This is a genomic window from Methylobacterium sp. E-045 (genome assembly GCF_022829685.1).
Lineage (GTDB): Bacteria > Pseudomonadota > Alphaproteobacteria > Rhizobiales > Beijerinckiaceae > Methylobacterium.
Genome location: NZ_JAKSYE010000063.1, coordinates 73015 through 98895, shown reverse-complemented (window position 1 = coordinate 98895; position 25881 = coordinate 73015). Strand labels below are relative to the sequence as shown.

Below are 25881 nucleotides of genomic sequence, written 5' to 3'. Positions count from 1 at the left end.
GTCGCCCCGATGCTGCAAAGCGTCGGCGACTCTTAGCGAACCGAGCCGCCCATGCACGACATCCGCGCCATCCGCGAGAATCCGCAAGCGTTCGACGAGGCCCTGCGCCGTCGCGGTCTTGACGCGCTCTCGGCCGAGTTGATCGCCCTCGACGACGCGCGGAAATCCGCCACCTCGGCGGCGCAGGCCAACCAGGAACGTCGCAATGCGCTCGCCAAGGAGATCGGCGGCGCGAAGAAGGCGAAGGACGAGGTGCGTGCCGCCGAGCTCATGGCCGAGGTGGCGCGGCTGAAGGAGGAGGGGCCGGCCCTGGAGGCGGCCCAGGGGGAAGCCGGCAGGATCCTCGACGACCGCCTCGCGTCCATCCCGAACCGCCCGAACCCGGACGTGCCGGAGGGCGCCGACGAGCACGGCAATGTCGAGCACCGCGCCTTTTCCGGCAGCCGGACCAAGCTCGCCACCGGCCGCCAGCATTTCGAGCTCGGCGAAGCCTTCGGCCTGATGGATTTCGAGGCGGCCTCGCGCATGTCCGGCGCCCGCTTCGTGGTGCTGAAGGGCCAGCTCGCCCGGCTCGAACGGGCGCTCGGCCAGTTCATGCTGGACCTCCATACCGGCGAGCACGGCTATACCGAAGTGGCGCCGCCGATCCTGGTGCGCGACGAGGCGATGTTCGGCACGGCGCAGCTGCCGAAGTTCCGGGACGACCAGTTCCGGGCCGGAGAGGAGCATTGGCTCATCCCCACGGCGGAGGTCCCACTCACCAATCTCGTGCGTGAATCGATCCTCTCCGAGGACGAGCTGCCGCTTCGCTTCACCGCGCTCACCCCGTGCTTCCGCGCCGAGGCCGGTTCGGCCGGGCGGGACACGCGGGGCATGTTGCGCCAGCACCAGTTCAACAAGGTCGAGCTCGTCTCGATCACCACGCCCGAGCAATCGGCGAGCGAGCACGAGCGCATGCTGGGTTCGGCGGAAGCCGTGCTAAAGAAGCTCGACCTCACCTACCGGGTGATGACGCTCTGCACCGGCGACATGGGCTTCGCCAGCCAGAAGACCTACGACATCGAGGTCTGGATGCCGGGGCAGGAGACGTTCCGCGAAATTTCGTCCTGCTCGGTCTGCGGCGACTTCCAGGCGCGGCGGATGAACGCGCGCTATCGTCCGAAGGAGGGCAAGGGCGCACAATTCGTGCATACCCTCAACGGATCGGGAGTCGCGGTCGGCCGCGCCCTCATCGCCGTGATGGAAAATTACCAGAACCCGGACGGCAGCGTCACCATCCCGTCGGTTCTCAAGCCCTACATGGGCGGCATCGAGAAGATCGAAGGGCTCAAGAGCTGATGCGCATTCTGGTCACCAACGACGACGGCATCCACGCGCCGGGCCTCGAGACCCTGGAGGGCATCGCCCGGACCCTGTCGGACGACGTCTGGGTCGTGGCGCCCGAGAGCGACCAGTCCGGCGTCTCGCACTCGCTGTCGCTCAACGATCCCCTGCGCCTGCGCCAGGTCTCCGAGAAGCGCTTCGCGGTGAAGGGCACGCCCTCCGATTGCGTGATCATGGGCGTGCGCCACATCCTCAAGGACCATGGGCCGGACCTCGTCCTGTCCGGGGTCAATCGCGGCCAGAACGTCGCCGAGGACGTGACCTATTCGGGCACGATCGCGGCGGCGATGGAGGGCACCATCCTCAACGTGCGCTCCATCGCCCTGAGCCAGGCCTATGGTGCGGGCGGGCGCGGGGCGATCAAGTGGGCCTGCGCCGCCCATCACGGGCCGGGCGTGGTCAGGAAGATCCTCGATATCGGGATCGAGCCCGGCATCGTCGTCAACGTGAACTTCCCCGATTGCGAGCCCGAGGAGGTCGCGGGCACCGCCGTGGCCGCGCAGGGCATGCGCAACCAGGCGCTGCTGGCCATCGACGCCCGCCAGGACGGGCGCGGCAACCCGTATTTCTGGCTCGCCTTCGCCAAGGCGCGGTTCGAGCCGGGCCACGGCACCGACCTGAAGGCCATCGCCGAGAAGCGCATCTCGGTGACGCCGCTCCGCCTCGATCTCACCGACGAGCCGACCCTGACGCGCTTCGCGCAAGCCTTCGCCGAGTGAGACGCACCGGCCTTCGCACGGCGCAAGCGGGACCGCGCGTCGGCACGCATGCGCCCGATCGCGGACATTCCGGAAAGCGGAACGTCCGCACACAGCCGTGAGACGACGCCCATGACGATGGAAGGCTCGGTGGAGGATGCCGCTTTCGTCATGGCCCTGCGCGGCCTCGGCGTGCGCGACACCAATACCCTGCGGGCCATGGAGCGGGTGCCGCGCGCCCGTTTCGCCCCCCGCGAGCACCGGGATCTCGCCCGGCGGGACGTCGCCCTGCCGCTGCCCTGCGGCCAGACCATGTCGGCGCCCACCGTCGTGGCCGCCATGCTCACCGCCCTGAAGGTGAGGCCCAGCGCCCGCATCCTCGAGATCGGCACCGGCTCGGGCTACGTCACCGCCCTGCTGATCCGCCTCGGCGCCGCCTCCATCCTGAGCGTCGAGCGCTACGCCACCCTGGCGGAGGATGCCGTCTCGGCCCTCGACCCGGAGGACCGGGTGATCGCCCGCGTGGAGGTCGGCGACGGCCTCGAACCGGGCGTCGCGGGGAAGGGGGCGTTCGACCGCATCCTGGTCAACGGCGCCCTGCCGGCCATACCCGCTCATCTCGACGCACTCCTGGCGCCCGGCGGCCGGCTCGTGGGCGCTCTCGCGGAGGCGGGCGGGGCACGCCTCGTCCTCGCCGATCGGGGCGGGGAGGGGGCCGTCGTTAAAAATCTCGGCGGACGCTTAAGGCTGGCACCCCTCACGCCAGGCCGAGCCTTCGTTCTCTAGGCGGCGGGCGCAGGCCCGGCACCGGGGACCTCAAATCCTTGATCCATCACGATCTTCTCGCCTGACACGACCGCAACCGACCTCCATCGAGCCGGTGCGTGCCCGCCGGGAAAGTTCCTTGCGCGCCGAAAACGTGGTGAACGGGAACGGTTGTTTAACCTGAATCCCGTTTGAATGACGTCATCAAGTTGCGTCAGGCAAACAGGTGCGTCGATGCGGGTTCGCGGGACTGGTCTAGGGTTGAGGACGCTGTCGCGTTTCGCGCTCATCGGTGTGATCGGCGGCAGTGCCGCCGGATGCTCAACCGATGCGTCGCGGTTGGGCGACCCCTTCGGGAACCCCTTCGCCTCCAATGTTTCAAGTGAGCCGAGCGCCACGGGCAGCCTGCCCGAGGACGGCGAGATGGCTCCGGCTCCGGCGGTGCGGACCCCCAGGATCCAGTCGCAGGCCCTCGGTGCGCCGATGTCGCCGCGTCCGCTGGCCGCGACGCCTCCCATGGCCACCGGCCGCGTCGCCTCCACCGCGCCGTCCTCCGGGATGGTCTCCGGCATGAACCCCTCGGGGATGAATCCTGCGGGCATTAATCCGGATGCCGGCCGCGGCATGGTGGCAACGCCACGCACCGTTCCTGCCGCGCCCCTGGCCCGTTTCCCGGTCAATGCCGGCGCCAAGGCGGCGGAAGCGAGGGCCGCCGAAGCGAAGGCCCGCGCAGAGGCTGCCCGTGCCGAGGCCGCCCGTCAGGACAACGTCCGTCAGGAAGCCGCCCGCAAGGAATCCGAAGCCCGGACGCTGGCTGCGGCCAAGACGGCCGCCGACGCCAGGAAGATCGCCGAGGCGAACAAGGCCTCGGAGGCCAAGCGGGCCGTGGAATCGAAGAAGCTCGCGGAGGCCAAGCTCGTGGCCGATGCCAAGCATGCGGCCGAAGCCAAGAAGCTCGCGGAGGCCAAGAAGGTCGCTGACGCGAAGAAGGCCGCCGAGGCGAAGAAGCCCGTCGAGGTCGCCAAGGCCGAGGCTCCGAAGATCGATCCCGCCAAGGCGAAGGCCGAAGCCGCCCGCAAGGCCGCGGACGCCGAGGCCAAGCTCGCCAAGGCCGAAGCCGCCAAGGATGCGGCCAGGAAGGTCGCCGAAGCCAAGGCCGCGCCCGTCAAGGTCGCCTCGCTGACACCCGTGCCCGAGAAGGCCGAACCCGCCAGCACCGGCTCCGTCGCGGCTCCCGCCGCTGAGCCCGATCAGTCGTTCCGCTGGCCCGCCAAGGGCCGGGTGATCTCGGGCTACGGCACCAGCGGCAACGAGGGCATCAACATCGCGGTGCCCGAGGGTACGGCTGTGAAGGCCGCCGAGGAAGGCACGGTCGCCTATGCCGGCTCGGACGTGAAGGGCTACGGCAAACTGGTGCTGGTTCGCCACACCAATGGCTACGTCTCGGCCTACGCCCATAACGGCGAACTCGACGTGCGCCCCGGCGAGAAGGTCAAGCGCGGCCAGACCATCGCCAAGTCCGGCGCCTCGGGCAACGTCACCTCGCCCCAGCTCCACTTCGAGATCCGCAAGGGCGCGACCCCGGTCGACCCGATGCCGCATCTGGCCAGCAACTGATCTTTATCTCGTCACCGAGAACGAAAACGGCGGCTCCAACGAGCCGCCGTTTTCGTTTGGGAACTCCCTCCATGGGCCTCATCCCGAGGTGCCCGCGTCAGCGGGCCTCGAAGAAGGGCTCCAGCGACTTCCGCGCGAGTGGGAAGCCACCGCATCGCCCGAGCGTGCCGAGATCTCATTCCAGCCGCTGTCCCAGGCGCCCTGCCAAGTCCTGGATGAACTGGAACGCCGTCCGACCCGAGCGCGAGCCGCGGGTGGTGGCCCATTCCAGTGCTTCGGCACGCACCGTATCCGGGTCGGCCTTGAGACCGTGGCGCTCCACATAGGCGCGGATCATGGCGAGGTACTCGTCCTGGCTGCATTTGTGGAAGCCGAGCCAGAGGCCGAACCGGTCGGAGAGGGAGACCTTCTCCTCGACCGCCTCGCCGGGATTGATCGCGGTGGAGCGCTCGTTCTCCACCATCTCGCGGGCGAGCAGGTGGCGGCGGTTGGAGGTGGCGTAGAACAGCACGTTGTCGGGTCGGCCCTCGATGCCCCCGTCGAGGGCCGTCTTGAGCGACTTGTACGAGGTGTCGTCGCCGTCGAAGGACAGGTCGTCGCAGAACACGATCCAGCGGTGCTCGTCGCCGCGCAGGATCGCCATCAGGTCGGGCAGGGCCTCGATATCCTCGCGGTGGATCTCCACGAGCTTCATCGGCAGTTCGCCCTCGGCCCGCTCGGCGTTGATCCGGGCATGGGCGGCCTTCACCAGGGACGACTTGCCCATGCCACGCGCCCCCCAGAGCAGGGCGTTGTTGGCGGGCAGCCCGCGGGCGAAGCGCGTGGTGTTGTCGACGAGGATGTCGCGGGCCCGGTCGATGCCGGTGAGAAGATCGATCTCCACCCGGTTGACCTTGGGCACCGGGATCAGGCGGCGGTCCGATCCCCAGAGGAAGGCATCGGCCGAGTTCAGATCCAGGGCGGGCGTCGCGGCCGGAGCGGAGCGCTCCAGGGCGGCGGCGATCCGCTCGAGGACGGGCAGGATCGCGTCGAGCATCGCCCGGTCGGCAGGTTGGGTCGCGGTCATGGCGTCTCGAAGCTCCCTGGATGTGCTGTCGATCGCGTCCATACGGACAATGCGGCCGAAAATCACGGGGGCGGCATCGGGTGCGGACCCTTCGATCCGCGTATCCGGCGGACGCGCCGTTGCTTTCACCAAGTGCATGGCTATAGTCCGCGCGCTTTTAGACCTGTCCTGACGCGCCCTCACCCGCCTGCGCGCGACTCCCCAGGACCGGCTCAGCCTAAGGAGTCACCCGCTTGATCACCCCCGCCTTCGCGCAAGGGGCCACCTCGGCCGCTGGCGGAGCGGACATCGCCTTGCAGGTGGTGCCGTTCGTCCTCATCTTCGTCATCATGTACTTCCTGATCCTCCGCCCGCAGCAGCGCCGCGTGAAGGAGCATCAGGCCCTCGTGAAGAACGTGCGCCGGGACGACACCATCGTCACCACCGGCGGATTGGTCGGTCGCGTCACCAAGGTCGCCGACGAGGCCTCCGAGATCGAGGTCGAGATCGCCCCGAACGTGCGGGTGAAGATCGTCCGCACCATGATTTCGGAAGTCCGCGTCAAGGGCGGTCCGGTCAAGGCGGCCTGAGATCCCAGGGCCGTCACGTGCGGCGGCCTTGTGCACCGCTTGAAGATGCCGGTGCAAACTCCGGCATCGTAAGAAGAAACGGAACGGGCGGATGCTGCGCTTTTCGAGAACCAAGATCGTCGCGACGCTGGCCGTCATCCTGCTCGGCTTGAGCCTTGCCGTGCCGAGCTTCTTCTCGGCCGAGCAGCGCAAGGGCTTCATGGCCTCCCTGCCGGGCTGGTTCCCGAGCTGGATCGTGCCCCAGCGTGCCATCGTGCTCGGTCTCGATCTGCAGGGCGGCTCGCAGATCCTCCTCGAGATCGACCGGAACGACCTGATCCGGTCGCAGACCACGGGGCTGCGCGACGACGTGCGCCGTACCCTGCGCGAGGCCGGCGTCACCCCCGAAGGCGGAATCCAGGTGATCCCGCGGGGCGTCCAGATCCGCATCTCCGATCCGGCCAACCGCGCCAAGGCCATGCCGAAGCTGCGCGAACTGTCCCAGCCGATCTCCAACGCCATGGTGGCCCAGGCCGGCGGCCAGACCCTCGACGTCGCCGAGCGGCCCGACGGCACGATCCAGCTCCTGCTCACCGATGCCGGCCTCACCGACCGCACCCGCCGGGCCGTGACCCAGGCCATCGAAGTCATCCGCCGCCGCATCGATTTCGGCGGCACCAAGGAGCCCTCGATCCAGCAGCAGGGCGCAGACCGCGTCCTCGTCCAGGTTCCGGGCTTGCAGGACCCGCAGCAGCTCGAGGATCAGCTCGGCAAGACCGCCAAGCTCGAATTCCGCATGCTGGCCGATTCGCCTTCCGGCGACGTGGACATGCTCACCAACAAGGACGAAGGCGGCGGCAAGGTGCCGGTGGAGCGCCGGGTCATGGCCGATGGCGGCGATCTCACCGACGCGCAGCCGGCCTTCGACCAGCAGAGCCACGAACCCATGGTGAGCTTCAAGTTCAACCTGAAGGGCGCCCAGCGCTTCGGCCAGGCGACCTCGGAGAATGTCGGCCGCCGCATGGCGATCGTGCTCGACAACGAGGTCGTCTCGGCGCCGCGCATCAACACGCCGATCACCGGCGGCTCCGGCCAGATCACCGGCAACTTCACCGTCAAGCAGGCCAACGACCTCTCGATCCTGCTGCGCGCCGGCGCGCTCCCTGCCAAGCTCACCGTGGTCGAGCGCCGCGTCGTCGGCCCCGGCCTCGGCAACGATTCGATCGAGGCCGGCAAGAAGGCGACCCTGGTCGCCGGCGCCCTCGTCATCGTCTTCATGTTCGCCACCTACGGCGTGTTCGGCTTCTTCGCCAACATCGCCCTCCTCGTCCATGTGGGCCTCATCCTCGGCCTGATGTCGGTGCTGGAGGCGACCATGACCCTGCCCGGCATCGCCGGCATCGTGCTCACCATCGGCACGGCGGTGGATTCCAACGTGCTGATCTACGAGCGCGTGCGCGAGGAGGTGAGGGCGGGGCGCTCCATCGTCTCGGCCCTGCAGGCCGGCTTCGACAAGGCCTTCGCCACCATCATCGATTCGAACTCGACCATGGCCATCGCCGCCCTGATCCTGTTCTTCCTCGGCTCCGGCCCCGTGAAGGGCTTTGCGGTGGTGTTCATCCTCGGCATCCTCACCACCGTCATCACGGCGGTGACGCTCACCCGCATGATGATCGCCCTGTGGTACAACTACGCCCGACCCAAGGCCCTGCCGTTCTGAAAACCCCTGCCGTTCCGATCCGAGCCCCGTTTCCCTGAGTTCAAGACAAGGACGCTTCGCTTCCCAGACGATCGATTGGCCCACCATCCCGTCAATCCAGGCCCGCCTGCAGCGCCCCGGAATGACGGGATGACGGCGGCACCGATGCGATCGTCCGAGACCGGGTATCGTCCACGAAAGACCGAGACCGAACATGCGTCTGCTCCGCCTCTGGCCCGATGAGTCGCACGTCGACTTCATGCGCTTCCGGCGCTTCACCTTTCCGCTCTCGGCCTTTCTGTCGGTGGGGACGGTGATCCTGTTCCTGACGGTCGGCCTGAATTTCGGCATCGACTTCAAGGGCGGCACCCTGGTGGAGCTGCAGGCGAAATCGAAGACGGCCGACGTGGCCGCCGTGCGCCACACCGCCAACAGCTTCGGCTTCGGCGAGACCGAGGTGCAGGAACTCGGCGGCGACGGACAGATCCTCGTCCGCTTCCCGCTCCAGCCCGGCGAGCAGGGCCAGACGGCGGTGATGCAGAAGGCGCACGGCGCCTTCGACGCGGAATACGAGTTCCGCCGCACCGAGACGGTGGGGCCGCGCGTCTCGGGCGAGCTCGTTCAGTCGGGGACGCTCGGCGTCGTCCTGTCGGTGCTCGCGGTGCTCCTCTACCTCTGGTTCCGCTTCGAACGGGAACTGGCGCTCGGCGCCATCGTCGGTACCCTGCACGACATCGTGCTCACCATCGGCATCTTCGTCATCAGTCGGATCGAGTTCAACATGACGTCGATCGCGGCGATCCTCACCATCGTCGGCTACTCGCTGAACGAGACGGTGGTGGTGTTCGACCGGACCCGCGAGCTGATGCGGCGTTACAAGACCATCCCCACGGTGGGGCTGCTCAACCTGTCGATCAACTCCACCATGTCGCGTACGGTGATGACGGCGACCTCCGCCTTCCTCTCGCTGCTGGCCCTGGTGCTGTTCGGCGGCGAGGCGATCCAGGGCTTTGCCGTGGTGATGCTCGCGGGCGTGGTGATCTGCACCTATTCGGCGATCTTCGTGTCGACCCCCGTCCTGATCTATCTCGGCCTGATCCTGTCGGGCGTGAAGTCGCAGAGCCGGCCCACCGGCGGCCGCGTGCCCCAGGCGGCGGAGTAGAGATGGCGGAGGGCAGCCTGCACGACGGGTTCGTTCCCGGGCGCCACCTCATCGACGCCTACGGCAATGGCGGCTTCCGCTTCGCCGACATGTCCCATCGCGGCTCGATCCTGGTGACGCCGGGGGGTATCAGGGCCTGGGATGTCCTGGAGGCCAATGCCATCGACCGCAACGCCCTGCGCCCGGTGGTGGCCGAGGCGGGAGCGGTGGACCTCCTCCTCATCGGCACCGGCCTCGACATCGCGCCGTTTCCCGACGGTCTGCGGCGCTGGCTCAAGGACAACGGCATCGGCCTCGACGTGATGCAGACGGGGGCCGCCGCGCGGACCTACAACATCCTGATGGCGGAGAACCGCAAGGTCGCCGCCGCGATGATCGCGGTCGCGTGACCAGAACCGACACCAGCCCCGGAACGGCCGAACCCCTCGCCTTCGCCTTCGAGCATTGCGAGGCCCTGGTCCGCGAGGGCGACCCGGACCGCTACTTCGCCACGCTCTTCGCGCCGGCAGCCTTCCGGCCGCATCTCTTCGCCCTCGCTGCCTTCAGCCTCACCATCGCCCGCGTGCGCGACGCCGTCACCAACCCGGTCGCGGGGGAGATCCGCCTGCAATGGTGGCGCGACGCCTTGCAGGGCGAGGCGAGGGGGGACGTGAAGGCCAACCCCGTGGCCGCCGCGCTGGAGGACGCTATCGTCAGGCGCAAGCTCGGCCGCCAGCCCTTCGTCGATTTGATCGACGCCCGCGTCTTCGACCTCTACGATGATCCGATGCCGCGGGTGAACGATCTCGAAGGCTATTGCGGCGAGACCGCTTCCTCCCTCATCCGCCTCGGCGGCCTCGTCCTCTGCGACGGAGCGGAACCGGGAGGCGCCGCCGCCGCCGGCCATGCCGGTGTCGCCTACGGCGTCGTCGGATTGCTCAGGGCGCTGCCGTGGCACGCCCGCAACGGGCAGGTCTACCTGCCGGCCGATATCCTCAAGGATCACGGCGTCACCCGCGAAGACATCGTCACGGGACGCGGCGGCCCCGGCCTTCTTGGCGCAACGGCGGACCTGCGGGCCCTGGCCAGGCGCCATCTGAAGGCCTTCGAGGACGCGCGAGCCACCATCGCGCCTGCCGCTTTGCCCGCCTTCCTGCCCACCGCCCTGGTAGAGCCGGGTCTCGCGATGATGGAGCGGCCGGGCTACGATCCGTTGAACACCGCCATCACCCTCCCGCGCTGGCGGCGGCTGTGGCGGCTGTGGCGGGGATCGCGACGGGGGTGAGATGTCTCCCATCGCGAAAGGGCCGGGATTTTTCCCAGCCCCTCACCTCATCCTGACCTGGCGTGTGAAAGGGCGTGCACCCCGACCGCATTTCCGCTCGTCGAACCAAAGACGGGGCCTCCCGATAGCATCTTATCGGGAGGCCCTTGGTTTCAGCGCGCCTTCTTCGTCAGCTTCTGCGCAATCTCGAACATTTCCTCCGGCGCGTAGTCCGGGGTGAAGGCCGAGGGGACGCCGGTGAGCTGGTGGATCTTGCCGCCGTCCGGCATGCCTTCGACCACCGAGAGTTCGCCGGGCGGATCACCCGGCAGGGCGACTTCGCCGTTGCCCCAGATGCCGGACATCTCTTTGTAGTCGTCCGGGCTGAAGGTGTAGAGCCGGCGGTGCGAACCCTCCTGCAGGTACTTCTGGCATTCGGGGATCTTGTCGAGGTTGATGTTCGGCGTGGGGAGGAACTTCTCCAGCTCGACGCCGGTGATCTTCTTCAAGGCCAGGGCGTAGGCGTGGGCGTGGACCGAGCCGCGCACGAGCAGGTAGCCGCAGACCTCGCGGCCCGTCGGGTCGGTGAGGGTCTCGTAGACCCGCAGCTTGTGCAGGCGGGCGCCGCATTCGAGGTGGAAGTTGTGGAGCAGGTCGACGACCACATTACCGGTGGTGGTGATGAAATCGTTGTTCCAGGATGCGCCGTTGCTGTTCACCGGGGTGACGCCGCCGCCATTCGACAGGAACGCGGCCGCGAGACGAATGTCCTTCATGTCCTCGAACGGTGCACCCGAGATGTCGCCGCCATCCTGCTTGTCGCCGTCATTGTCGGGGCCGTTGTTGAGCATGGCGACGCCATTGCTCACCAGCTCCACGTGGCCCAGTTCCTCGGCAGTGATCGCGGCAACGAGGCTATAGAACGGGCGCAGCTTAGACTTGCTTCGGAAGTTGAAGCTCTGGAACATGTAGTTCCCTAGCGTCGACATCTCCCCATACTTGCCACCCAGCAATTCCTGCAGGGCCGCGGCGGCATTGGGATCTTTCCTTTTCGGGGCGGGAAGCTCGGCCTGTAGTTTGTCGACGCGCATGAACATAAGTGATTCTCCGTCTCGCCACGTAATGAATACGATTGGGAACGGTCGCCCGGTCGGCATGTTCCGCCGCCACGGCACTTGGCCGCGCGGGTCCGGACCCCGCCCGGAGAGGCCCGGCCGAGAACCGCAGCCTTCGCGCAACAGTTTTTGAATACAAGATTCCTCGCGTTGAGCCGGTCCCACTGCTCTGCTAGCAACGATGTCAAGACCTCGACGTGAGATCGGGGCCACCGAGGAGTGCGACGCCCGTGAATACCTGGAATCAAGTCTACGACCCGTTCGGGAGCCCCTGGCTCTCGACGCTGGCCGCCTCCCTGCCGGTGATCGCCCTGCTCGGCATGATCGCCAGCGGCAAGGTCAAGGCCCACATCGCTGCCGTCCTCTCCCTGGTCCTGGCGTTCTGCGTCGCCGTCTTCCTGTTCGGCATGCCGGCCGACCTCGCCACCCGCGCCTCCGGCTACGGCATCGCGCTCGGCCTGTTCCCCATCGGCTGGATCATCCTCAACGTCATCTTCCTCTACCGGCTCACGGTGGAGAAGGGCTGGTTCGCCACCCTGCAGCAATCGGTGGCGGGCATCACCACCGACCGGCGGCTCCAGCTCCTCCTCGTCGCCTTCGCGTTCGGCGCGTTCTTCGAGGGCGCCGGCGGCTTCGGCACCCCCGTGGCCGTCACCGGCGCCATCCTGATCGGGCTGGGCTTCTCGCCGCTGGCCGCCTCGGGCCTCTCGCTCATCGCCAACACCGCCCCGGTGGCCTACGGGGCGCTCGGCGCCCCGATCCAGGGCCTCGCCTCGGTGACGGGCTACGACCCCTATATCCTCGGCGCGATGATCGGCCGGCAGCTGCCGTTCTTCTCCGTGCTGGTGCCGTTCTGGCTCATCTGGGTGTTCGCGGGCTTCCGCGGCATGGTCCAGATCTGGCCCGCCATCCTCGTCTGCGGCGGCTCCTTCGCCCTCGCCCAGTTCGGCATCTCGAACTACGTCAATCCGTGGATCGTCGATATCGGCGCGGCCCTCGTCTCCATGGGCGCCCTGGTGCTGTTCCTGCGCGTCTGGCGCCCGGCCGTGATCTGGACCTCGCCGGCCCTGCGCGGCAACGATCCGTCGCTCGGCTTCGTCACTGCCGAGGGCGGCGCCAAGGTCGCCCCCACGGGCGCCTATGCCCGCACCGCCTCCTCCTCCGAGATCATGATGGCGTGGGTCCCGTGGATCATCCTGTCGGTGATCGTGGCGATCTGGGGCACGGGCTGGTTCAAGGCCATCGTCAATCCGATCTTCACCTGGAAGTACGAGGTGCCGGGCCTCCACAACGTCATCATGAAGGTGCCGCCGGTGGTGGCGAAGGCCCATCCGGAAGCCGCCGTCTTCGCCTTCACCTACATGTCCTACACCGGCACCGGCGTCCTGTTCGCGGCCATCCTCTCCGGCCTGCTCATGCGGTTCTCGCCCTGGCGCCTCGTGACGGCCTACCTCGAGACCATCTGGGTGCTGCGCTACTCGCTCATCACCATCTCGGCGATGCTGGCGCTCGGCGTGCTCACCCGCTACGCGGGCGTCGACGCCACGTTGGGTCTCGCCTTCGCCGGCACGGGCATCCTCTACCCGTTCTTCGGCACCCTGCTCGGCTGGCTCGGCGTGGCGCTCACGGGCTCCGACACCGCCTCGAACGTCCTGTTCGGCGGCCTGCAAAAGATCACGTCGGAGCAGCTCGGCCTGTCGGGCATCCTCATGGCCTCGGCGAACTCGTCCGGCGGCGTCATGGGCAAGATGATCGACGCCCAGTCCATCGTCGTCGCCTCCACGGCGACGGGGTATTTCGGGCAGGAGGGCAAGATCCTGCGCTTCGTGTTCTGGCACTCCATCGTGCTGGCCTGCCTCGTCGGCTGCCTCGTGATGCTCCAGGCCTATGTCTATCCGTTCAACGCGATGGTCATCCATCCGTAAGGGCGAACCGGTAGGCTAAATCCATGACCCGTCCCGGCAATGCCGGGGCGGGTTTCATTTTTGTCGCGCCGCGCGAGGAAGGCGCCCTCCGGCAAAGAGGGATCTTGCCCTCGTGGCCGCGCGGCTCCACCACGCAATCCATGTTCTTCCGCACGCTCGCCTCGCGCTACTCCCTGTCGAACCTGCCCGCGCAGGCGACCGCACGCCTGCGTCTCGCGCCGCTGGTCCCGGCGGATGCGGAGGCGGTCCGGGCCCTCACCGACGATCAGGCGATCACGGGGGCGGTGGATTTCCTGCCCGATCCCTTCACCCTCGACCACGCCCGCCGCCTGATCGGCAGGGGGAAGCCGACCAAGGATTGCTTCCTCGGGGCCAAGGCCGACGGCGTTCTCGTGGCGGTGGTCGGCCTCCACCTGCGCGGCGAGCACGCGGTGGAACTCGGCTACTGGGTCGGCGGCGCCGCCCGGGGGCAGGGCTACGGCAGCGAGGCGGTGACGGGGGCCATCGCGATTCTGCGCAAGCGCTTCCCCCACCGCTTCATCGTCGCGGAGTGCCGGCCCGAGAACGAAGCCTCGCGCGGCCTCCTTCTCAGGACCGGATTTCGCGATACCGGCGACGAGGGCCACCGACCGGGCCGGCGCATCTTCTCGCTGGATCCGGTCTGATCGGGCATTGATCTAGGGAGCGAGGTGTGACCGACACGCGCAACCGAAAGCTCATCGCCAAGCGGTTCAACGAGCACGTCAAGCTTCTCGCGACGCTCTTTAACGCTCTGTCGATCGCGACATTCGGTGCCGCTTTCGTCGTCCCGCTCACGCAGGGACAAGCAGGCTCCATCAAGGATGGCCACTGGATTTTGCTTCTTGTGGCCTTGGCCTTACATATGGCGGGCCATATTGCCATTCGGTTCATGAGAAGCGAGGATTGAGCCCGATGACGCTCACCCTGCAAATCGCGGCCGTCGCCGCTCTCCTGATCGTTGGCGGGCTCTCGGCGCTGGCGCTCGCCGCACGGGATTTCGACCGGCGTTACCCGCCCCGCAACGAATCCGCACGGCGTGATTAGGTCGGGAACCCATAAACTTTGCCGCTCACATGATGCGCGGGACGCCTGGTGTGCGGTCCGAACGCGTGTCCCCTGCAATCAAGCGATCGAGCATCTCCTCGAAGTCATCGGCCAAGTGAAGCTGGTGCCGGACGGCAGGGAGATACTCCGCTCGGCTTCGTATCGCGGCAGCAGCCGATCGAAGGATCATGAGTATCTGCTTTGAGATACAAGTCTCATGCTGAAGTCGTTCGGCTTTTTGCCAAAAGTGGTCCCGCAGAACGCTGAACGCCGATACATCGAAGACATCAGCCTTAAGAAATTTTCCGACCGCCTTGTCGGTCAGTTCGTCCATCACGACGTCAAAATCGTTTTTCGACATGCGTGTCTCCCGTTGGACGTCGACAAGACCGGCCTCCAAACGCGATGCAGGCTGATCACATCCGCAAGCTGATCCGAAAGTAGGTCCCCTCGCCCCGCACGCGGGGAGAGAGGGAATGCTCACGCGCCGTCTACTCCGCCGCGATCGGCACCGCCTCGCGTCCCATCCACGCCGCCAGATCCGCCCGCGCCCGGTCGGTATAGGCGCGCTTCTTCGCCACCGCCTTTTCCGGCCCCTTCAGGCGCTTGCCGCCCTCTCCCTTCGGGGACTGCGCGAGGGGCGGGAACAGGCCGAAATTGACGTTCATCGGCTGGAAGGAGCGGGGGCTCCCGGCCTCCTCGGCGGCGATGTGACCGCCGGTGATGTGGCCGATGAGGGCGCCGAGCGCCGTGGTGGCGGGGAGCGGCGCCAGGGTCTCGCCGCGTGCCTCGGCCACGGCGAAACGGCCCGCCATGAGACCGATGGCGGCGCTCTCGACATAGCCCTCGCAGCCCGTGATCTGACCGGCAAAGCGTAAGGCGGGCCGGGCCTTCAGGCGCAGGGTGGCGTCGAGGAGGCGGGGGCTGTCGAGGTAGGTGTTGCGGTGGAGGCCGCCGAGGCGCGCGAACTCGGCGTTCTCGAGGCCCGGAATCGTGCGGAACACCCGCACCTGCTCGGAATAGGTCAGCTTCGTCTGGAAGCCGACCATGTTGTAGAGGGTGCCGAGCGCATTGTCCTGGCGCAGCTGAACGATGGCGCAGGCCTTCACCGTAGGGTCGTGCGGGTTGGTCAAGCCCACCGGCTTCATCGGGCCGTGACGCAGGGTCTCGGGCCCTCGCTCGGCCATGACCTCGATCGGCAGGCAGCCGTCGAAATAGGGGGTGGTCGCCTCCCATTCCTTGAAACCGATCTTGTCGCCCGCGATCAGCGCCTGGATGAAGGCGTCGTACTGCTCGCGATTCATCGGGCAGTTGATGTAGTCGGCCCCCGTCCCACCCGGCCCGACCTTGTCGTAGCGCGACTGGAACCAGGCCTTGTCCATGTCGATGGAGTCGCGGTGGACGATGGGCGCGATGGCATCGAAGAAGGCGAGGGCCTCGGCCCCCGTCAGACCACGGATCGCTTCCGCCAGGGCGGGAGAGGTGAGGGGGCCGGTGGCGATGATGGTCCGGCCCCATTCCTCCGGCGGCAGGCCCTCGACCTCCTCGCGGACGATGGTGACGAGCGGATGCGCCTCCAGGGCGGCGGTGACGGCGGCGGCGAACCCATTCCGGTCCACGGCGAGCGCGCCGCCGGCCGGCACCTGGTTGGCGTCGGCGGCGCGCAGGATCAGCGAGCCGAGGGTCCGCATCTCCTGGTGCAGCAGGCCGACGGCGTTGCCGTTGGCGTCGTCCGAGCGGAACGAGTTCGAGCAGACGAGTTCGGCCAGATCCTGACCGTGATGCGCCTCGGTGGCGCGCATCGGGCGCATCTCGTGCAGCACCACGGCATGGCCGCTCTCGGCGATCTGCCAGGCGGCCTCGGATCCGGCGAGGCCGCCGCCGACGATGTGGATGGGGGACGTGTCTGCTCGGTCGGTCATGGGCACGGGATAGACCCGCGCACCGTCCCGATCAATGCAGCTGCGGCGACACCAGGAAGCGCTCGCGGTCGCTTGATGTCACGACGAGCTTGATCGGGCGTCCGTCGCGCTCGATCGTGAGCGGCACCCGCACCCCCGCCTCGCCGAGGGCCCAGACCTGACGGAAGAACCCGGCGAGATCCTCCACCGGCTCGCCCGCCACCGCCGCGAGCACGTCGCCGACGCGCAGGTCCGCGCTCTCGGCGGGGCCGTCATCGGCGAGCCCCATCACCACCACCGCGCCGTCGCTGTCGCTGGCATAGAGGCCGAGCCAGGGCCGGGTCGGGCGGTCCGCCCGTCCCCGAGTGGTCAGATCCTCGAGGATCGGCGGCAGGAGGTCGATGGGCACCACGAGGTTGATCGCCTTGGGGCCTTCCGCGCCGCCCTGCTGCAGCTGCAGGGAGCCGATGCCGAGGAGGTCGCCGGCCGGCCCGATCAGGGCCGTACCGCCCCAATGCGGGTGCGAGGGCGCGGTGAACAGGGCCTCGTCGAGGACGTATTCCCAGTAACCCGCGAATTCCTGCCGCGCGATCAGCTCGGCGGCGACACAGCGCGTGCGGCCGCCGGCTCCGGCCACCACCGCCTTGTCGCCGATCTTCAGGCTGGCCGAGCGCCCGATGGGAAGCGGCGGCAGCGACAGGTCGCCCAGGGCCTGGACCAGGCCGAACCCGGTCACGGCGTCGAAGCCGACCACGTGGCCGGGGACCGAGCGTCCGTCATGCGTCGTCATCCAGACACTGTCCGCCTCGGTGACGAGGTAGCCGATGGTGAGGACGAGGCCGTCCTCGCGGATCACCACGCCGTTGCCGGCCCGCTCCGTGCCCAGGGTCTCGGCGGTGAACGCCTCCGGCGGGATGCGCGTGGAGAGCGACACGATCGCCGACAGGGCCCTGTCGAGGTCGTACGCGTAGTCGCCGGCCTTGGGTTGCACGGCGGCGGGAATTTTCCAGTCTCCGTGCGACGTCATCAATCCCGTATCCTTGTCGTGCGTCCGATGTCAGGACTTGGAAATAGGTCGCCGGCTCGCCGTCGAACACCCATCCCGGCACCCTTGCGCCTCTCGGCGTCGATCAGAGGTGTGCCGATCCACATCGATTGCGCGCCATGCGGTAGCCTGCGGCGGTTCGCTCCATTAGGATTCGCATTCAACGTTCCCGACAGATCGAACGGTCAAATCATGTCGCGCAGAAAGGACGCCCTTCCCCTTGCGTGACGATGCTGCACTGGCGCGCCTGATCGCGGCCGTAGCATCCGGCAACGAGCAGGCCCTTCGGGCTCTCTACGATCTCACCGCTCCGAAACTTTTCGGCATCGTGCTCCGTATCCAACGGGATCGCGGCATGGCCGAAGACGTGCTCCAGGACGTCTATCTGCGCATCTGGCAGAATGCCGGTTCGTTCTCTCCGGAGGCGGGCCGCCCTTTGTCATGGCTCTGTACCATCGCCCGCAACCGGGCGATCGACGGGGTTCGGCGCAAGGGCGAGGTCCAGGGGCCCGTGAGCGAAGACGGAGAGGACTGGGTGGAACGGTTGGCCGATCCCCATGACAGCGAAGGGGCGATTCTCGGGCGCGACGCCCTGCGCGCCTGCCTGTCCCGCTTGGAGGCGACGCAGCGCGACTGCATCGTGCTGGCCTATTGCGAGGGGCATTCGCGGGAAGAGCTGGCAGAGCGGTTCTCGCGTCCCGTCAACACCATCAAGACCTGGCTGCATCGCGGGCTCGCGGCCCTGCGCGGCTGCCTGGAGGGCCCGGCATGACCGAGGACCCCGCCGAGCGCGACCTGCGCGCCGCCGAATACGTCATCGGCACGCTCGACGCCACCGAGCGCGCCGCCATGGACCTGGAACTCGCCGTCGATCCTGCCGCGCGCGCCGCCGTGCGGGAATGGGAGCGCCGCCTGGCGCCCCTCGCCGCCGCCATTCCCGAGATCGAGCCGGGCGAGGGCGTGTGGCCGGCGATCCTGCGCGCGCTGCCCCACCGGACATCCCCGTCTCCGGCGGCGAACGACAACCGCGTGGCCACCCTGTCGCGCAAGCTCGGCCTGTGGCGGGCCGCCACGGCGGGAGCCGGGGCCCTGGCGGCCGGACTCGCCCTGTTCATCGCGTTCGGCCCCCGCCCCGGTGCGGAGGGCGAGACCCGCTACGTCGCCGTGGTCAGCAGCGGCGGCGAGGCGCCGGCCCTCATCGTCAGCATCGATACGGCGGCCGGAACCGCGCGGGTGCGCCCGGTGGGCGCCGAGGCTCCGCCCGGCCGCAGCCTTCAATTGTGGTATGTCGGAGCCGACAAGACGCCGAAATCCCTCGGGCTGATCGGCAGGGATGCCGCACGCTTGGCCCTGCCCGCCGGATCCGATGCCGCGCGGCGCGGCGAGGGTGTCTTCGCTGTCTCGGTGGAGCCGCCGAACGGCTCGGCCACCGGCCTGCCCACCGGTCCCGTCGTCTATACGGGCAAGCTCATCCGCGATTGAGGGCGGCCCGGACGGGAACCTGCCACGATGGAAACCTGTCCATGCCGCGCTTTGCCGCCAACCTGACGCTGCTCTTCACGGAGCACGCCTTCCTCGACCGGTTCGAGGCCGCGTCCCGTGCCGGATTCACGGCTGTGGAGGTCCTGTTCCCCTACGAGCATTCGCCGGAGGCGATCGCCGGGCGCCTCGCCGCGCACGGGCTCGACCTCGTCCTGTTCAACCTGCCGCCGGGCGATTGGACGGCCGGTGAGCGGGGCCTCGCCGCTCTGCCCGACCGCTTCGACGAGATGGCCGCCGGGGTCGAGACGGCGCTCGCCTATGCGCTGGCCACCGGCTGCCCGCGCCTGCACATGATGGCGGGCTTGGCCGATGCGCGCGACAGCCGCGCCGGAGAGGCGTATCGTAGGTCCCTGCGGCACGCAGCCGGACGGCTTGCCCGGCAGGGCATCGACCTCCTGATCGAGCCGATCAACCGCCGCTCCATGCCCGGTTACTTCCTCGACGATGTCGATGCCGCCGCCGGTCTCGTGGCGGACCTGCGCGCGGAGGGTCTCACCAACCTGAAGCTCCAGTTCGACATCTTCCACTGCCAGATCCTGCACGGCGACGTGACCACGCGGCTAGCCCGCCTGCTGGCGCTCATCGGCCATGTCCAGGTCGCCAGCGTGCCGGCCCGCCACGAGCCGGGAACGGGAGAGGTGAACGACGCCTTCGTCTTCGCCGAACTCGACCGCCTCGGATATTCGGGCTCGGTCGGGTGCGAGTACAATCCGCGTGGCCGGACCGAGGACGGCCTCGACTGGCTGGGCGCCTGTGCAGGGAGACCGACGACACGGTGAGGAGCTTCGCGGCAGTCGATGTCGCCGGAGGGACGGTGGAGCAGGCTCCGCTGATCCAGCGCCCGGACGTGGGCGGAGGAGCCTGAAACTTTCCGACCGTCCTGTCCGTAGCCTTGCGAAAGCGGGGAATGCCTTCCGCGAGTGTGGAGGCACGCATGCGATTGATCGTGGGATTATTTGCGGGTCTGAGCATCCTGTCGTCGCCCTGCGGCGCTCAACCGGGGCAGAACCCGCCGACCGTCACGGCCCGGCAGCGCGAGGCCGTCAGCGAGGAGCGGGCGGCCGAGGTCAGGGCCGCCATCGCCGAGGCGCGAAAGCGCCAGGACAGCATCGACCGGGAGAACACCAATCTCTGGCTGCGCTGGACCTACGCGGTCTGTATCGGGTGCGGCCCGATGCCCCGGACGTTTCGCCCGGTCCACACGCATCCGCTGCGTGTGCTCAGCGGCGTTCCGGCGGCCCTGGACGACGAGCGCGACAGGCGGAAAAGCCGCCGCGCCTGACGCCGCCCGGGGCCGACCTCACTTCTTAGCGGGATCGGTGCGCTTGAGGATCGCCTCCATCTGCGCGATCTCGGCTTCCTGTGCCTTGACGATGGCCTCGGCCAGGGAGCGGACCTCCGGATCCTTCGAATACTGAAGCGCGACCTTGGCCATGGCCAGGGCGCCCTTGTGATGCGGGATCATGCCGGCGGCGAAATCGCGGTCGACGTCGCCGGAATAGCGGATGTCCATGTCGCCGTGCATGCGCATGCTCGCCTCCTTGAAGGCGCGCGTCGCCGGCGTGTCGGCGGCCTTGCCCTTGGCGGGGGATTTTGGGCCGTGGTCATGGTCGTCGGAATGGGTGGTGCCGTCGTCGTGGCGGTGCTCGGCGGCGAGGAGAGGGGAGGCGAGGGTCAGAACCAGGATCGCCGTGAGGGCTGTCTTCGTCATGGGAGTTCCCTGTGGTCAGAAGGTTGCGGGCGGGGAGGGCATGGCCCCCGTCACGGGGGAGGGCGTTTCGTCGCCCTGCGCCTCGCGCAGGCGGGCGAAGGCGGGGGCGCCGAAGCGCAGCATCAGGACCGGCGTCAGCACGGCGTCGAGCAGCGTCGCGCTGATGAGGCCGCCGAAGATCGTCACGGCCACGGGATGCAGGATCTCCTTGCCCGGCGCGGTCCCGTCGACCAGCAGCGGCACCAGGGCGATGCCGGCGGCCAGCGCCGTCATCAGCACCGGCACGAGACGCTCGTTGCTCGCCCGCAGGACCAGGGCGGGTCCGAAGGGCAGACCCTCGCTGAGGCCGAGATTCAGGACGTGGCTGATCTTGAGGATGCCGTTGCGGGCGACGATGCCGGTGAGCGTCACGAAGCCGATCATCGAGGCCACGGAGAGGGGTAGCCCGGCGATGGTGAGGGCGACCACGCTGCCGATGAGGGCGAGGGGCACGTTGCCCATGACGATGAGGGCCAGCACGCCGGAGCGGTAGCGGCTCGCCAGCAGGGCGAAGACCAGGGCGAAGGAGACGAGACCGAGGAGCCCGATCCGGCGGGTCGCCTCCCCTTGCGCCTCGAACGCGCCTTCGAGGCGGGCGCTGATCCCCTCCGGCAGGGTCGTCCGCGCCAGGGCCTGCGCGATGTCGGCCGCGATCTTCGAACCGTCGGAGCCCGGCACGGTGTTGGCCTGGACCACGATGCGGCGGCGGCCGTTCTCGCGCAGGATCTGGTTGGGACCGGCCCGCTCGGCGATGTCGGCCAGCGCGTGGGCAGGCACCCAGCCCGACGGCGTCTCGATGAGGAGGTCGCGCAAGGCCGCCATCGAGCGCCCGCTTTCCGGCAGGCGCAGGACCACGTCGAAGCGGCGCAGACCGTCCACCAGGGTCGAGACCACGCGGCCATTGGCGAGATTCCCCACCGTCTCCACCACCGTCGCGGGCGAGACGCCGTAGAGCGCCGCCTTGGCCGGATCGACCCGTATCTCGATCTGGGGAACGCGCACCTGCCGCTCCACCTGGAGGTCGGCGACGCCGGGGATGCCCGACAGGGTCTCGCGCAGGGATTCGGCGGTGCGGCGCAAGGCGTCGAGATCCTCTCCGAACAGCTTGAGGGCGATCTCGGCCCGGACGCCGGAGAGCATGTGGTCGAGCCGGTGCGAGATCGGCTGGCCGACATTCACCGTCACCGGAAGGGCGGAGAGCCGCCCCCTGATGTCGGCGACGATTGCCGGGCGTTCACGCCCGCCCGGCTTGAGGCGGATCTCCAGATCGGTGGAATGGACCCCTTCGGCATGCTCGTCGAGTTCGGCGCGCCCGGTCCGGCGCCCGACCTTGTCCACCTCGGGGATCTCCATCAGCAGGCGCTCGGCGATGGCGCCGACGCGGGCGGATTCGGCGAGCGAGATGCCGGGGGTGAAGGTCGTGGTGACCGTGAACGAGCCCTCGTTGAAGGTCGGCAGGAAGGCGCGCGGCAACCGGCCCGCGCCGTAGCCGGCGGCCGCCACCGCGACGATCGCACAGACGATGGCGAGGCGCTGACGGGCGAAGGCCGCCGCCACGAGGCGCCCGTTGGCGCGCTTGAGGCCGCGGATCAGCCGGCTCTCGGGATGGTCGAGGCTCTTCAGGCCGGGGAGCAGCCAGGAGGAGAGGACGGGCGTCAGGGTCAGGGAGACCACGAGGCTCGACAGGATGGCGATGATGTAGGCCTGGCCGAGCGGCGCGAACAGCCGGCCCTCGACGCCCGACAGGGCGAAGAGCGGCACGAAGACGAGGCAGATGATGACGGTGGCGTAGACGATGCCGGAGCGCACCTCGTTGGAGGCGTCGACGATCACCGCGAAGGACGTGCGGGGCGAACCCGCCGCCCGGTTGTCGCGCAGGCGCCGCAGGATGTTCTCCACATCGACGACGGCGTCGTCCACCAGCTCGCCGATGGCGATGGCGAGGCCGCCCAGCGTCATCGTGTTGATCGAGAGGCCCAGCAGCGAGAACACCGTCGCGGTGGCGAGAATCGAAACGGGGATCGCGGCGAGCGAGATCAGCGTCGTGCGCAGGTTCATCAGGAAGGCGAACAGCACCACGGCCACCACGGCCACGGCCTCGATCAGCACCGTGATGACGTTGCGAAGCGATGTCTCGATGAAGTCCGCCTGCCGGAACAGGACGCTGCCGGCCTCGATCCCGTGGGGCAGGGAGGGGCCGATCTCCTTGAGCGCCGCCTCGACCTCGCGGGTCAGGCGCACGGTGTCGATGCCCGGCTGCTTCTCGATGGAGACCACCACGGCGGGCTGGCCCATGAAGCCGCCGTCGCCGCGCTTGGGCCGCGCCCCGAAGGCGATGTCGGCGACCTGCCGCAGGTAGACCGGACCGCCCGGCGTCGTGACGACGAGATGGCGCAGGTCGTCGAGATCGGTGGTACGGCCGAGCGCCCGGATCAGGACCTCGCGGCCGCCGGCCTCGGAATAGCCGCCGCCGGCATTGCCGCCGTAATTCTGCAGGGCGCGGGCCAGGGCCTCGTCGGTGACGCCGAGCGCCCGCATGGCGGCGGGGTTGGGCGCGACCCGGAACTGGCGTACCTCGCCGCCGATGGGGATCACCTGCGCCACCCCGGGGATGGAGAGCAGGCGCGGGCGCAGGGTGAAGTCGGCGGTCTCGCGCACCTGCATCGGGGTCGCGGTCTTCGACGTGACGGCGACCAGCAGGATGCCGCCCATGATCGAGGAGACCGGCCCCATCTGCGGGACCACGTTGGGCGGCAGTTCCGAGCGCGCCAGCGCCAGCCTCTCGTTGACGAACTGCCGGTCGCGGAACAGGTCCGTGTCCCATTCGAACTCCACCGTGACGATGGACAGGCCGATGCCGGAGACCGAGCGCACCCGGCTGACGCCCGGCAGGCCGTTCATGCGGGTCTCGATCGGGTAAGTCACCCGCTGCTCCACCTCCGTGGGGGCGAACCCCTCGGCCTCGGTCAGGATCGTGACGGTGGGCCGGTTGAGGTCGGGAAGCACGTCGACGGGCAGGTGCGCGAGGGAGAGGGCGCCGGTCAGCACCAGGGCGAAGGCGAGGGCCAGGACGAGCAGGCGGTTGCGCAGGGACTGCGCGACGATGAGGCCGAACATGGGGTTCTTTCCTCAGCGGATCTGGTCGAGGAGTTCGGCGCCCTGGACGACGACGCGCCGTCCCGGCTCCAGACCGCCGGCGATGAGCGTACGGTCGGCGTCGAGGGGATCGGTGCGGACGGCGCGTGCCACGAAGCGCTCCGCACCGACATGCTCGTAGACGACGCTGCCGCCCTCCGCCCGCAGGATGCCGGAGCGCGGCACGGCGAGACCCGTCCGCTCGCCCGTGAGGGGGGCATGAACGGTGACGAACTGGCCGAGGCGCAGGCCGGCCGGATCGCCCGCCACCGCGAACTGAACCGGCACGGCCTGATTGCGGTCGGCGAGGCCGGCCCCGCGATAGGTCAGCGCGAGGCTGCGCCCGTCCCCGAGGCGGGCCGTCGCCGCGCCTTCCGGCGACAGGGCCTCGAAGCTCAGCGCCTCGACCCAGAGCTTGCCCGGATCGACAATGCGGAAGACGACGGTGCCGGAGGCCGCCATGGCGCCCGCCGTGGCGCTCGCCTCGGCGATGACCCCGTCCACCGGCGCGACCAGGGCCTCGGGCGAGCCGCGGACCGCATCGAGGGCGGCGCGGCGGTCCTTCAGCCCGTCACGCTCGGAGCGGGCATCGTCGAGTTGGGTCCGGGCCACGGCGCCCGTCCCCGCCAGCCGCTCGAACCGGACCACCCGACGGTCGAGGATCGCGATCTGCTGGTCGAGTTCGCCCTGGCGCTGGCGCATGTCGGAGACGTCCACGGCCTGGACCGGCGGGGTGACGGTGGCGAGCACCTCGCCGCGCGTCACGCGGGTTCCGAGGCGCGGGAAGCCGTTCGCCGGAGGGGCCAGACGGCCGCCCACGGAGGATTGCACGACGCCGCTGGCATTGGGATCGGCGATGACCCGACCGGGCAGGGCCACGGTACGGGCCACGCTCTCCGTCGCCGTCACGGCGGTGCGCAGGACGAGGAGGCGCTGCAGGGATTTGGGCACGAAGATCGAGCCGTCGCCCAGGCGCTTCGCCCGGTCGGCGCCGCCGGCGGGCGGACTCGCCATCATCCCGCCCTCGGCCGGCGCGGCATCGTGGCCTTCATGGGCGAGGGCGGCGCTGCCCAGCACGATCGTCGCCGTGACCGCCAGGACGACGACGATGGGAATCGTCCGCCGACGCCGGAACAGGACGACGGCGCCGAGGCCGAGGAGGAAGCCCCCGGCGGCGGTGACGGAGGGCGGCTGGTGCGTGAAGCGCTCGACCAGGGAGGCGTTGGCCGGCGTCTCGGACTTCGTTGCAGCGCCTTTGGCAGTTGGCAGATCGAGATCGAGGGAGAGGATGTCGGTACTGCCCTCCGCCGTCACCGCCGCGATGAGATCGTGATGCGCCGCGTCCTCGAGCCAGGGTGCGGAGAGCCGGTAGCTGCCATCGGCCTGGAGCTCGGCCGTCCTGCGCCCGTCCGGCGTCGAGAGGGCGAGGGTGGCGTCGGTGATCGGCGCGTTGGTCTCGAACGCGTCGAGATAGAAGACGAGATCGTGCCCCTGCACGGCGGCGACGAGTTCGTAGCGCTCCGACCTCGCCTCCGCCCGCGGTGCCGCCGCCGTAACGGGCAGGAGAGCCGTCTCGTCGCCGTGGGAATGGCCCTCATGGGACAGGGCCGTGCCGGACAGGCCTACCCAGGCGATGGCGCACGCCGCGACGAGGCGCAGGGCTGCCGGAAAAACGATGGACATGATGGGAGAACCTCGACGCCGATGAAGCAGGGACGGCTTTCCCCACGGCGCCGACAGGCAGCCGGGCGCGGAACGCCGTCGTTACGTCAGGCGAAGGGTCTCGGTGGTTCGGACGGAGAATCCGGGGCGACGTCCGTGCGGGCGGACATGGCGCCCACGGGAACGGGACCGGTCAAGCCGGGCGCGGATGCAGCATCTCCGTCGGCCGGTGCCAGGCCGATGGCGCAGCAGCAGGCGGCTCCACAGGGGCCGGTGCAGCAGGGACCGGCACAGCCGAGATGGGGTTCGGCCCGCAGGACGGACACGATCTCATGCAGGCCGGGGGTGGCGGCATCCGCCCGAACCGCCTGCGCGTCGAGGGAGACCGGAGCCTGGACCCATTCGACAGGAGCGCCGCCATCGTGCCCATGGCCCGTATGGGCGCTCGCGGGCGACGACATGGCGAAGCCGGCGATCGCGAGGATCACCGTCATCAGCCAGAGCGCGAGGCTCCGATCCAGATTGCGCCGGATGGGTTTCATGTCGGCACGGAGCGTAGC

The 25881-nt window shown here is 69.0% G+C and carries 26 protein-coding genes; 17 read left to right on the top strand and 9 right to left on the bottom strand.

The window, feature by feature from the left end; genetic code table 11:
• The first annotated feature begins 51 nt into the window (after positions 1-51).
• The 4 genes from serS to MKK51_RS08280 all read left to right on the top strand — a co-directional run bounded on the left by serS (position 52) and on the right by MKK51_RS08280 (position 4463).
• Complete coding sequence (gene serS / locus MKK51_RS08295; RefSeq protein WP_243976273.1) at positions 52-1338, top strand: serine--tRNA ligase; 1287 nt, start codon at positions 52-54, stop codon at positions 1336-1338.
• Positions 1338-2102, top strand: coding sequence for a 5'/3'-nucleotidase SurE (gene surE, locus MKK51_RS08290; protein WP_243976270.1), 765 nt, complete (start codon positions 1338-1340; stop codon positions 2100-2102). Before serS ends, surE begins: the two co-directional genes overlap by 1 nt.
• Positions 2103-2213: 111 nt before the next feature.
• Positions 2214-2867, top strand: a complete 654-nt coding sequence (locus tag MKK51_RS08285) for a protein-L-isoaspartate O-methyltransferase family protein (RefSeq protein ID WP_243976268.1) — start codon at positions 2214-2216, stop codon at positions 2865-2867.
• Positions 2868-3080: 213 nt separating this feature from the next.
• On the top strand, positions 3081-4463 hold the full coding sequence (locus MKK51_RS08280) for a murein hydrolase activator EnvC family protein (protein WP_243976266.1): 1383 nt from the start codon (positions 3081-3083) through the stop codon (positions 4461-4463).
• 175 nt (positions 4464-4638) lie between these two features.
• Here the strand turns inward: MKK51_RS08280 and MKK51_RS08275 are convergent, their stop codons facing one another.
• Positions 4639-5529 (bottom strand): ATP-binding protein, encoded by an 891-nt coding sequence (locus MKK51_RS08275; RefSeq protein ID WP_243976265.1) that lies wholly within the window; start codon positions 5527-5529, stop codon positions 4639-4641.
• Positions 5530-5762: 233 nt separating this feature from the next.
• Here MKK51_RS08275 and yajC point away from each other — a divergent pair, with 233 nt between their 5' ends.
• The 5 genes from yajC (at position 5763) to MKK51_RS08250 (ending at position 10202) form a co-directional block, all read left to right on the top strand.
• Positions 5763-6098, top strand: coding sequence for a preprotein translocase subunit YajC (gene yajC / locus MKK51_RS08270; RefSeq protein ID WP_056424225.1), 336 nt, complete (start codon positions 5763-5765; stop codon positions 6096-6098).
• 91 nt (positions 6099-6189) lie between these two features.
• Complete coding sequence (gene secD / locus MKK51_RS08265; RefSeq protein WP_243976264.1) at positions 6190-7797, top strand: protein translocase subunit SecD; 1608 nt, start codon at positions 6190-6192, stop codon at positions 7795-7797.
• Positions 7798-7990: 193 nt separating this feature from the next.
• Positions 7991-8938 carry a protein translocase subunit SecF gene (secF, locus tag MKK51_RS08260; RefSeq protein ID WP_243976263.1) on the top strand — a complete coding sequence of 316 codons (948 nt, stop codon included), beginning with the start codon at positions 7991-7993 and terminating at the stop codon, positions 8936-8938.
• 2 nt (positions 8939-8940) lie between these two features.
• Positions 8941-9327, top strand: coding sequence for an Mth938-like domain-containing protein (locus MKK51_RS08255; protein ID WP_243976262.1), 387 nt, complete (start codon positions 8941-8943; stop codon positions 9325-9327).
• Entirely contained in the window at positions 9324-10202 is an 879-nt protein-coding gene (locus MKK51_RS08250) for a phytoene/squalene synthase family protein (RefSeq protein ID WP_243976261.1), read from the top strand. Before MKK51_RS08255 ends, MKK51_RS08250 begins: the two co-directional genes overlap by 4 nt.
• A gap of 152 nt (positions 10203-10354) precedes the next feature.
• Here MKK51_RS08250 and MKK51_RS08245 read toward each other — a convergent pair whose 3' ends face one another.
• The gene (locus MKK51_RS08245; RefSeq protein ID WP_243976260.1) at positions 10355-11278 is read right to left on the bottom strand and encodes a manganese catalase family protein; all 924 of its coding nucleotides are present in this window, start codon (positions 11276-11278) and stop codon (positions 10355-10357) included.
• Positions 11279-11526: 248 nt separating this feature from the next.
• Here MKK51_RS08245 and MKK51_RS08240 point away from each other — a divergent pair, with 248 nt between their 5' ends.
• From MKK51_RS08240 to MKK51_RS27165, 4 genes are all read left to right on the top strand, one after another.
• Positions 11527-13221, top strand: a complete 1695-nt coding sequence (locus tag MKK51_RS08240) for an L-lactate permease (protein ID WP_243976259.1) — start codon at positions 11527-11529, stop codon at positions 13219-13221.
• Between the two features lie 140 nt (positions 13222-13361).
• On the top strand, positions 13362-13886 hold the full coding sequence (locus MKK51_RS08235; protein ID WP_243976377.1) for a GNAT family N-acetyltransferase: 525 nt from the start codon (positions 13362-13364) through the stop codon (positions 13884-13886).
• 26 nt (positions 13887-13912) lie between these two features.
• Positions 13913-14149 (top strand): hypothetical protein, encoded by a 237-nt coding sequence (locus MKK51_RS08230; protein ID WP_243976258.1) that lies wholly within the window; start codon positions 13913-13915, stop codon positions 14147-14149.
• 5 nt (positions 14150-14154) lie between these two features.
• Positions 14155-14286, top strand: a complete 132-nt coding sequence (locus MKK51_RS27165; protein WP_279601031.1) for a hypothetical protein — start codon at positions 14155-14157, stop codon at positions 14284-14286.
• A 25-nt stretch (positions 14287-14311) separates the two neighbouring features.
• On the opposite strand, the gene MKK51_RS08225 is transcribed toward MKK51_RS27165, so the two are convergent.
• From MKK51_RS08225 to MKK51_RS08215, 3 genes are all read right to left on the bottom strand, one after another.
• Positions 14312-14647 (bottom strand): hypothetical protein, encoded by a 336-nt coding sequence (locus tag MKK51_RS08225; protein ID WP_243976255.1) that lies wholly within the window; start codon positions 14645-14647, stop codon positions 14312-14314.
• 130 nt (positions 14648-14777) lie between these two features.
• A complete protein-coding gene (trmFO, locus tag MKK51_RS08220) occupies positions 14778-16208 on the bottom strand; it encodes a methylenetetrahydrofolate--tRNA-(uracil(54)-C(5))-methyltransferase (FADH(2)-oxidizing) TrmFO (protein ID WP_243976253.1) in 1431 nt (476 codons plus the stop codon).
• A 31-nt stretch (positions 16209-16239) separates the two neighbouring features.
• Positions 16240-17214 carry a S1C family serine protease gene (locus tag MKK51_RS08215; protein ID WP_243976251.1) on the bottom strand — a complete coding sequence of 325 codons (975 nt, stop codon included), beginning with the start codon at positions 17212-17214 and terminating at the stop codon, positions 16240-16242.
• 238 nt (positions 17215-17452) lie between these two features.
• On the opposite strand from MKK51_RS08215, the gene MKK51_RS08210 reads away from it, so the two are divergent.
• The 4 genes from MKK51_RS08210 to MKK51_RS08195 all read left to right on the top strand — a co-directional run bounded on the left by MKK51_RS08210 (position 17453) and on the right by MKK51_RS08195 (position 20056).
• Positions 17453-18004, top strand: a complete 552-nt coding sequence (locus tag MKK51_RS08210) for a sigma-70 family RNA polymerase sigma factor (protein ID WP_243976249.1) — start codon at positions 17453-17455, stop codon at positions 18002-18004.
• Positions 18001-18714 (top strand): anti-sigma factor domain-containing protein, encoded by a 714-nt coding sequence (locus MKK51_RS08205; protein WP_243976247.1) that lies wholly within the window; start codon positions 18001-18003, stop codon positions 18712-18714. Before MKK51_RS08210 ends, MKK51_RS08205 begins: the two co-directional genes overlap by 4 nt.
• A gap of 41 nt (positions 18715-18755) precedes the next feature.
• Complete coding sequence (gene otnI, locus MKK51_RS08200; RefSeq protein WP_243976245.1) at positions 18756-19553, top strand: 2-oxo-tetronate isomerase; 798 nt, start codon at positions 18756-18758, stop codon at positions 19551-19553.
• A 155-nt stretch (positions 19554-19708) separates the two neighbouring features.
• Complete coding sequence (locus MKK51_RS08195; protein ID WP_243976243.1) at positions 19709-20056, top strand: hypothetical protein; 348 nt, start codon at positions 19709-19711, stop codon at positions 20054-20056.
• Between the two features lie 18 nt (positions 20057-20074).
• Here MKK51_RS08195 and MKK51_RS08190 read toward each other — a convergent pair whose 3' ends face one another.
• The 4 genes from MKK51_RS08190 to MKK51_RS08175 all read right to left on the bottom strand — a co-directional run bounded on the left by MKK51_RS08190 (position 20075) and on the right by MKK51_RS08175 (position 25863).
• Positions 20075-20485: a DUF305 domain-containing protein gene (locus MKK51_RS08190; RefSeq protein ID WP_243976241.1), complete on the bottom strand. Its 411-nt coding sequence runs from the start codon at positions 20483-20485 to the stop codon at positions 20075-20077.
• 15 nt (positions 20486-20500) lie between these two features.
• Positions 20501-23641 (bottom strand): efflux RND transporter permease subunit, encoded by a 3141-nt coding sequence (locus MKK51_RS08185; RefSeq protein ID WP_243976239.1) that lies wholly within the window; start codon positions 23639-23641, stop codon positions 20501-20503.
• 12 nt (positions 23642-23653) lie between these two features.
• The gene (locus MKK51_RS08180; RefSeq protein WP_243976237.1) at positions 23654-25342 is read right to left on the bottom strand and encodes an efflux RND transporter periplasmic adaptor subunit; all 1689 of its coding nucleotides are present in this window, start codon (positions 25340-25342) and stop codon (positions 23654-23656) included.
• An 86-nt stretch (positions 25343-25428) separates the two neighbouring features.
• Entirely contained in the window at positions 25429-25863 is a 435-nt protein-coding gene (locus MKK51_RS08175) for a hypothetical protein (RefSeq protein ID WP_243976234.1), read from the bottom strand.
• Positions 25864-25881 lie beyond the last annotated feature (18 nt).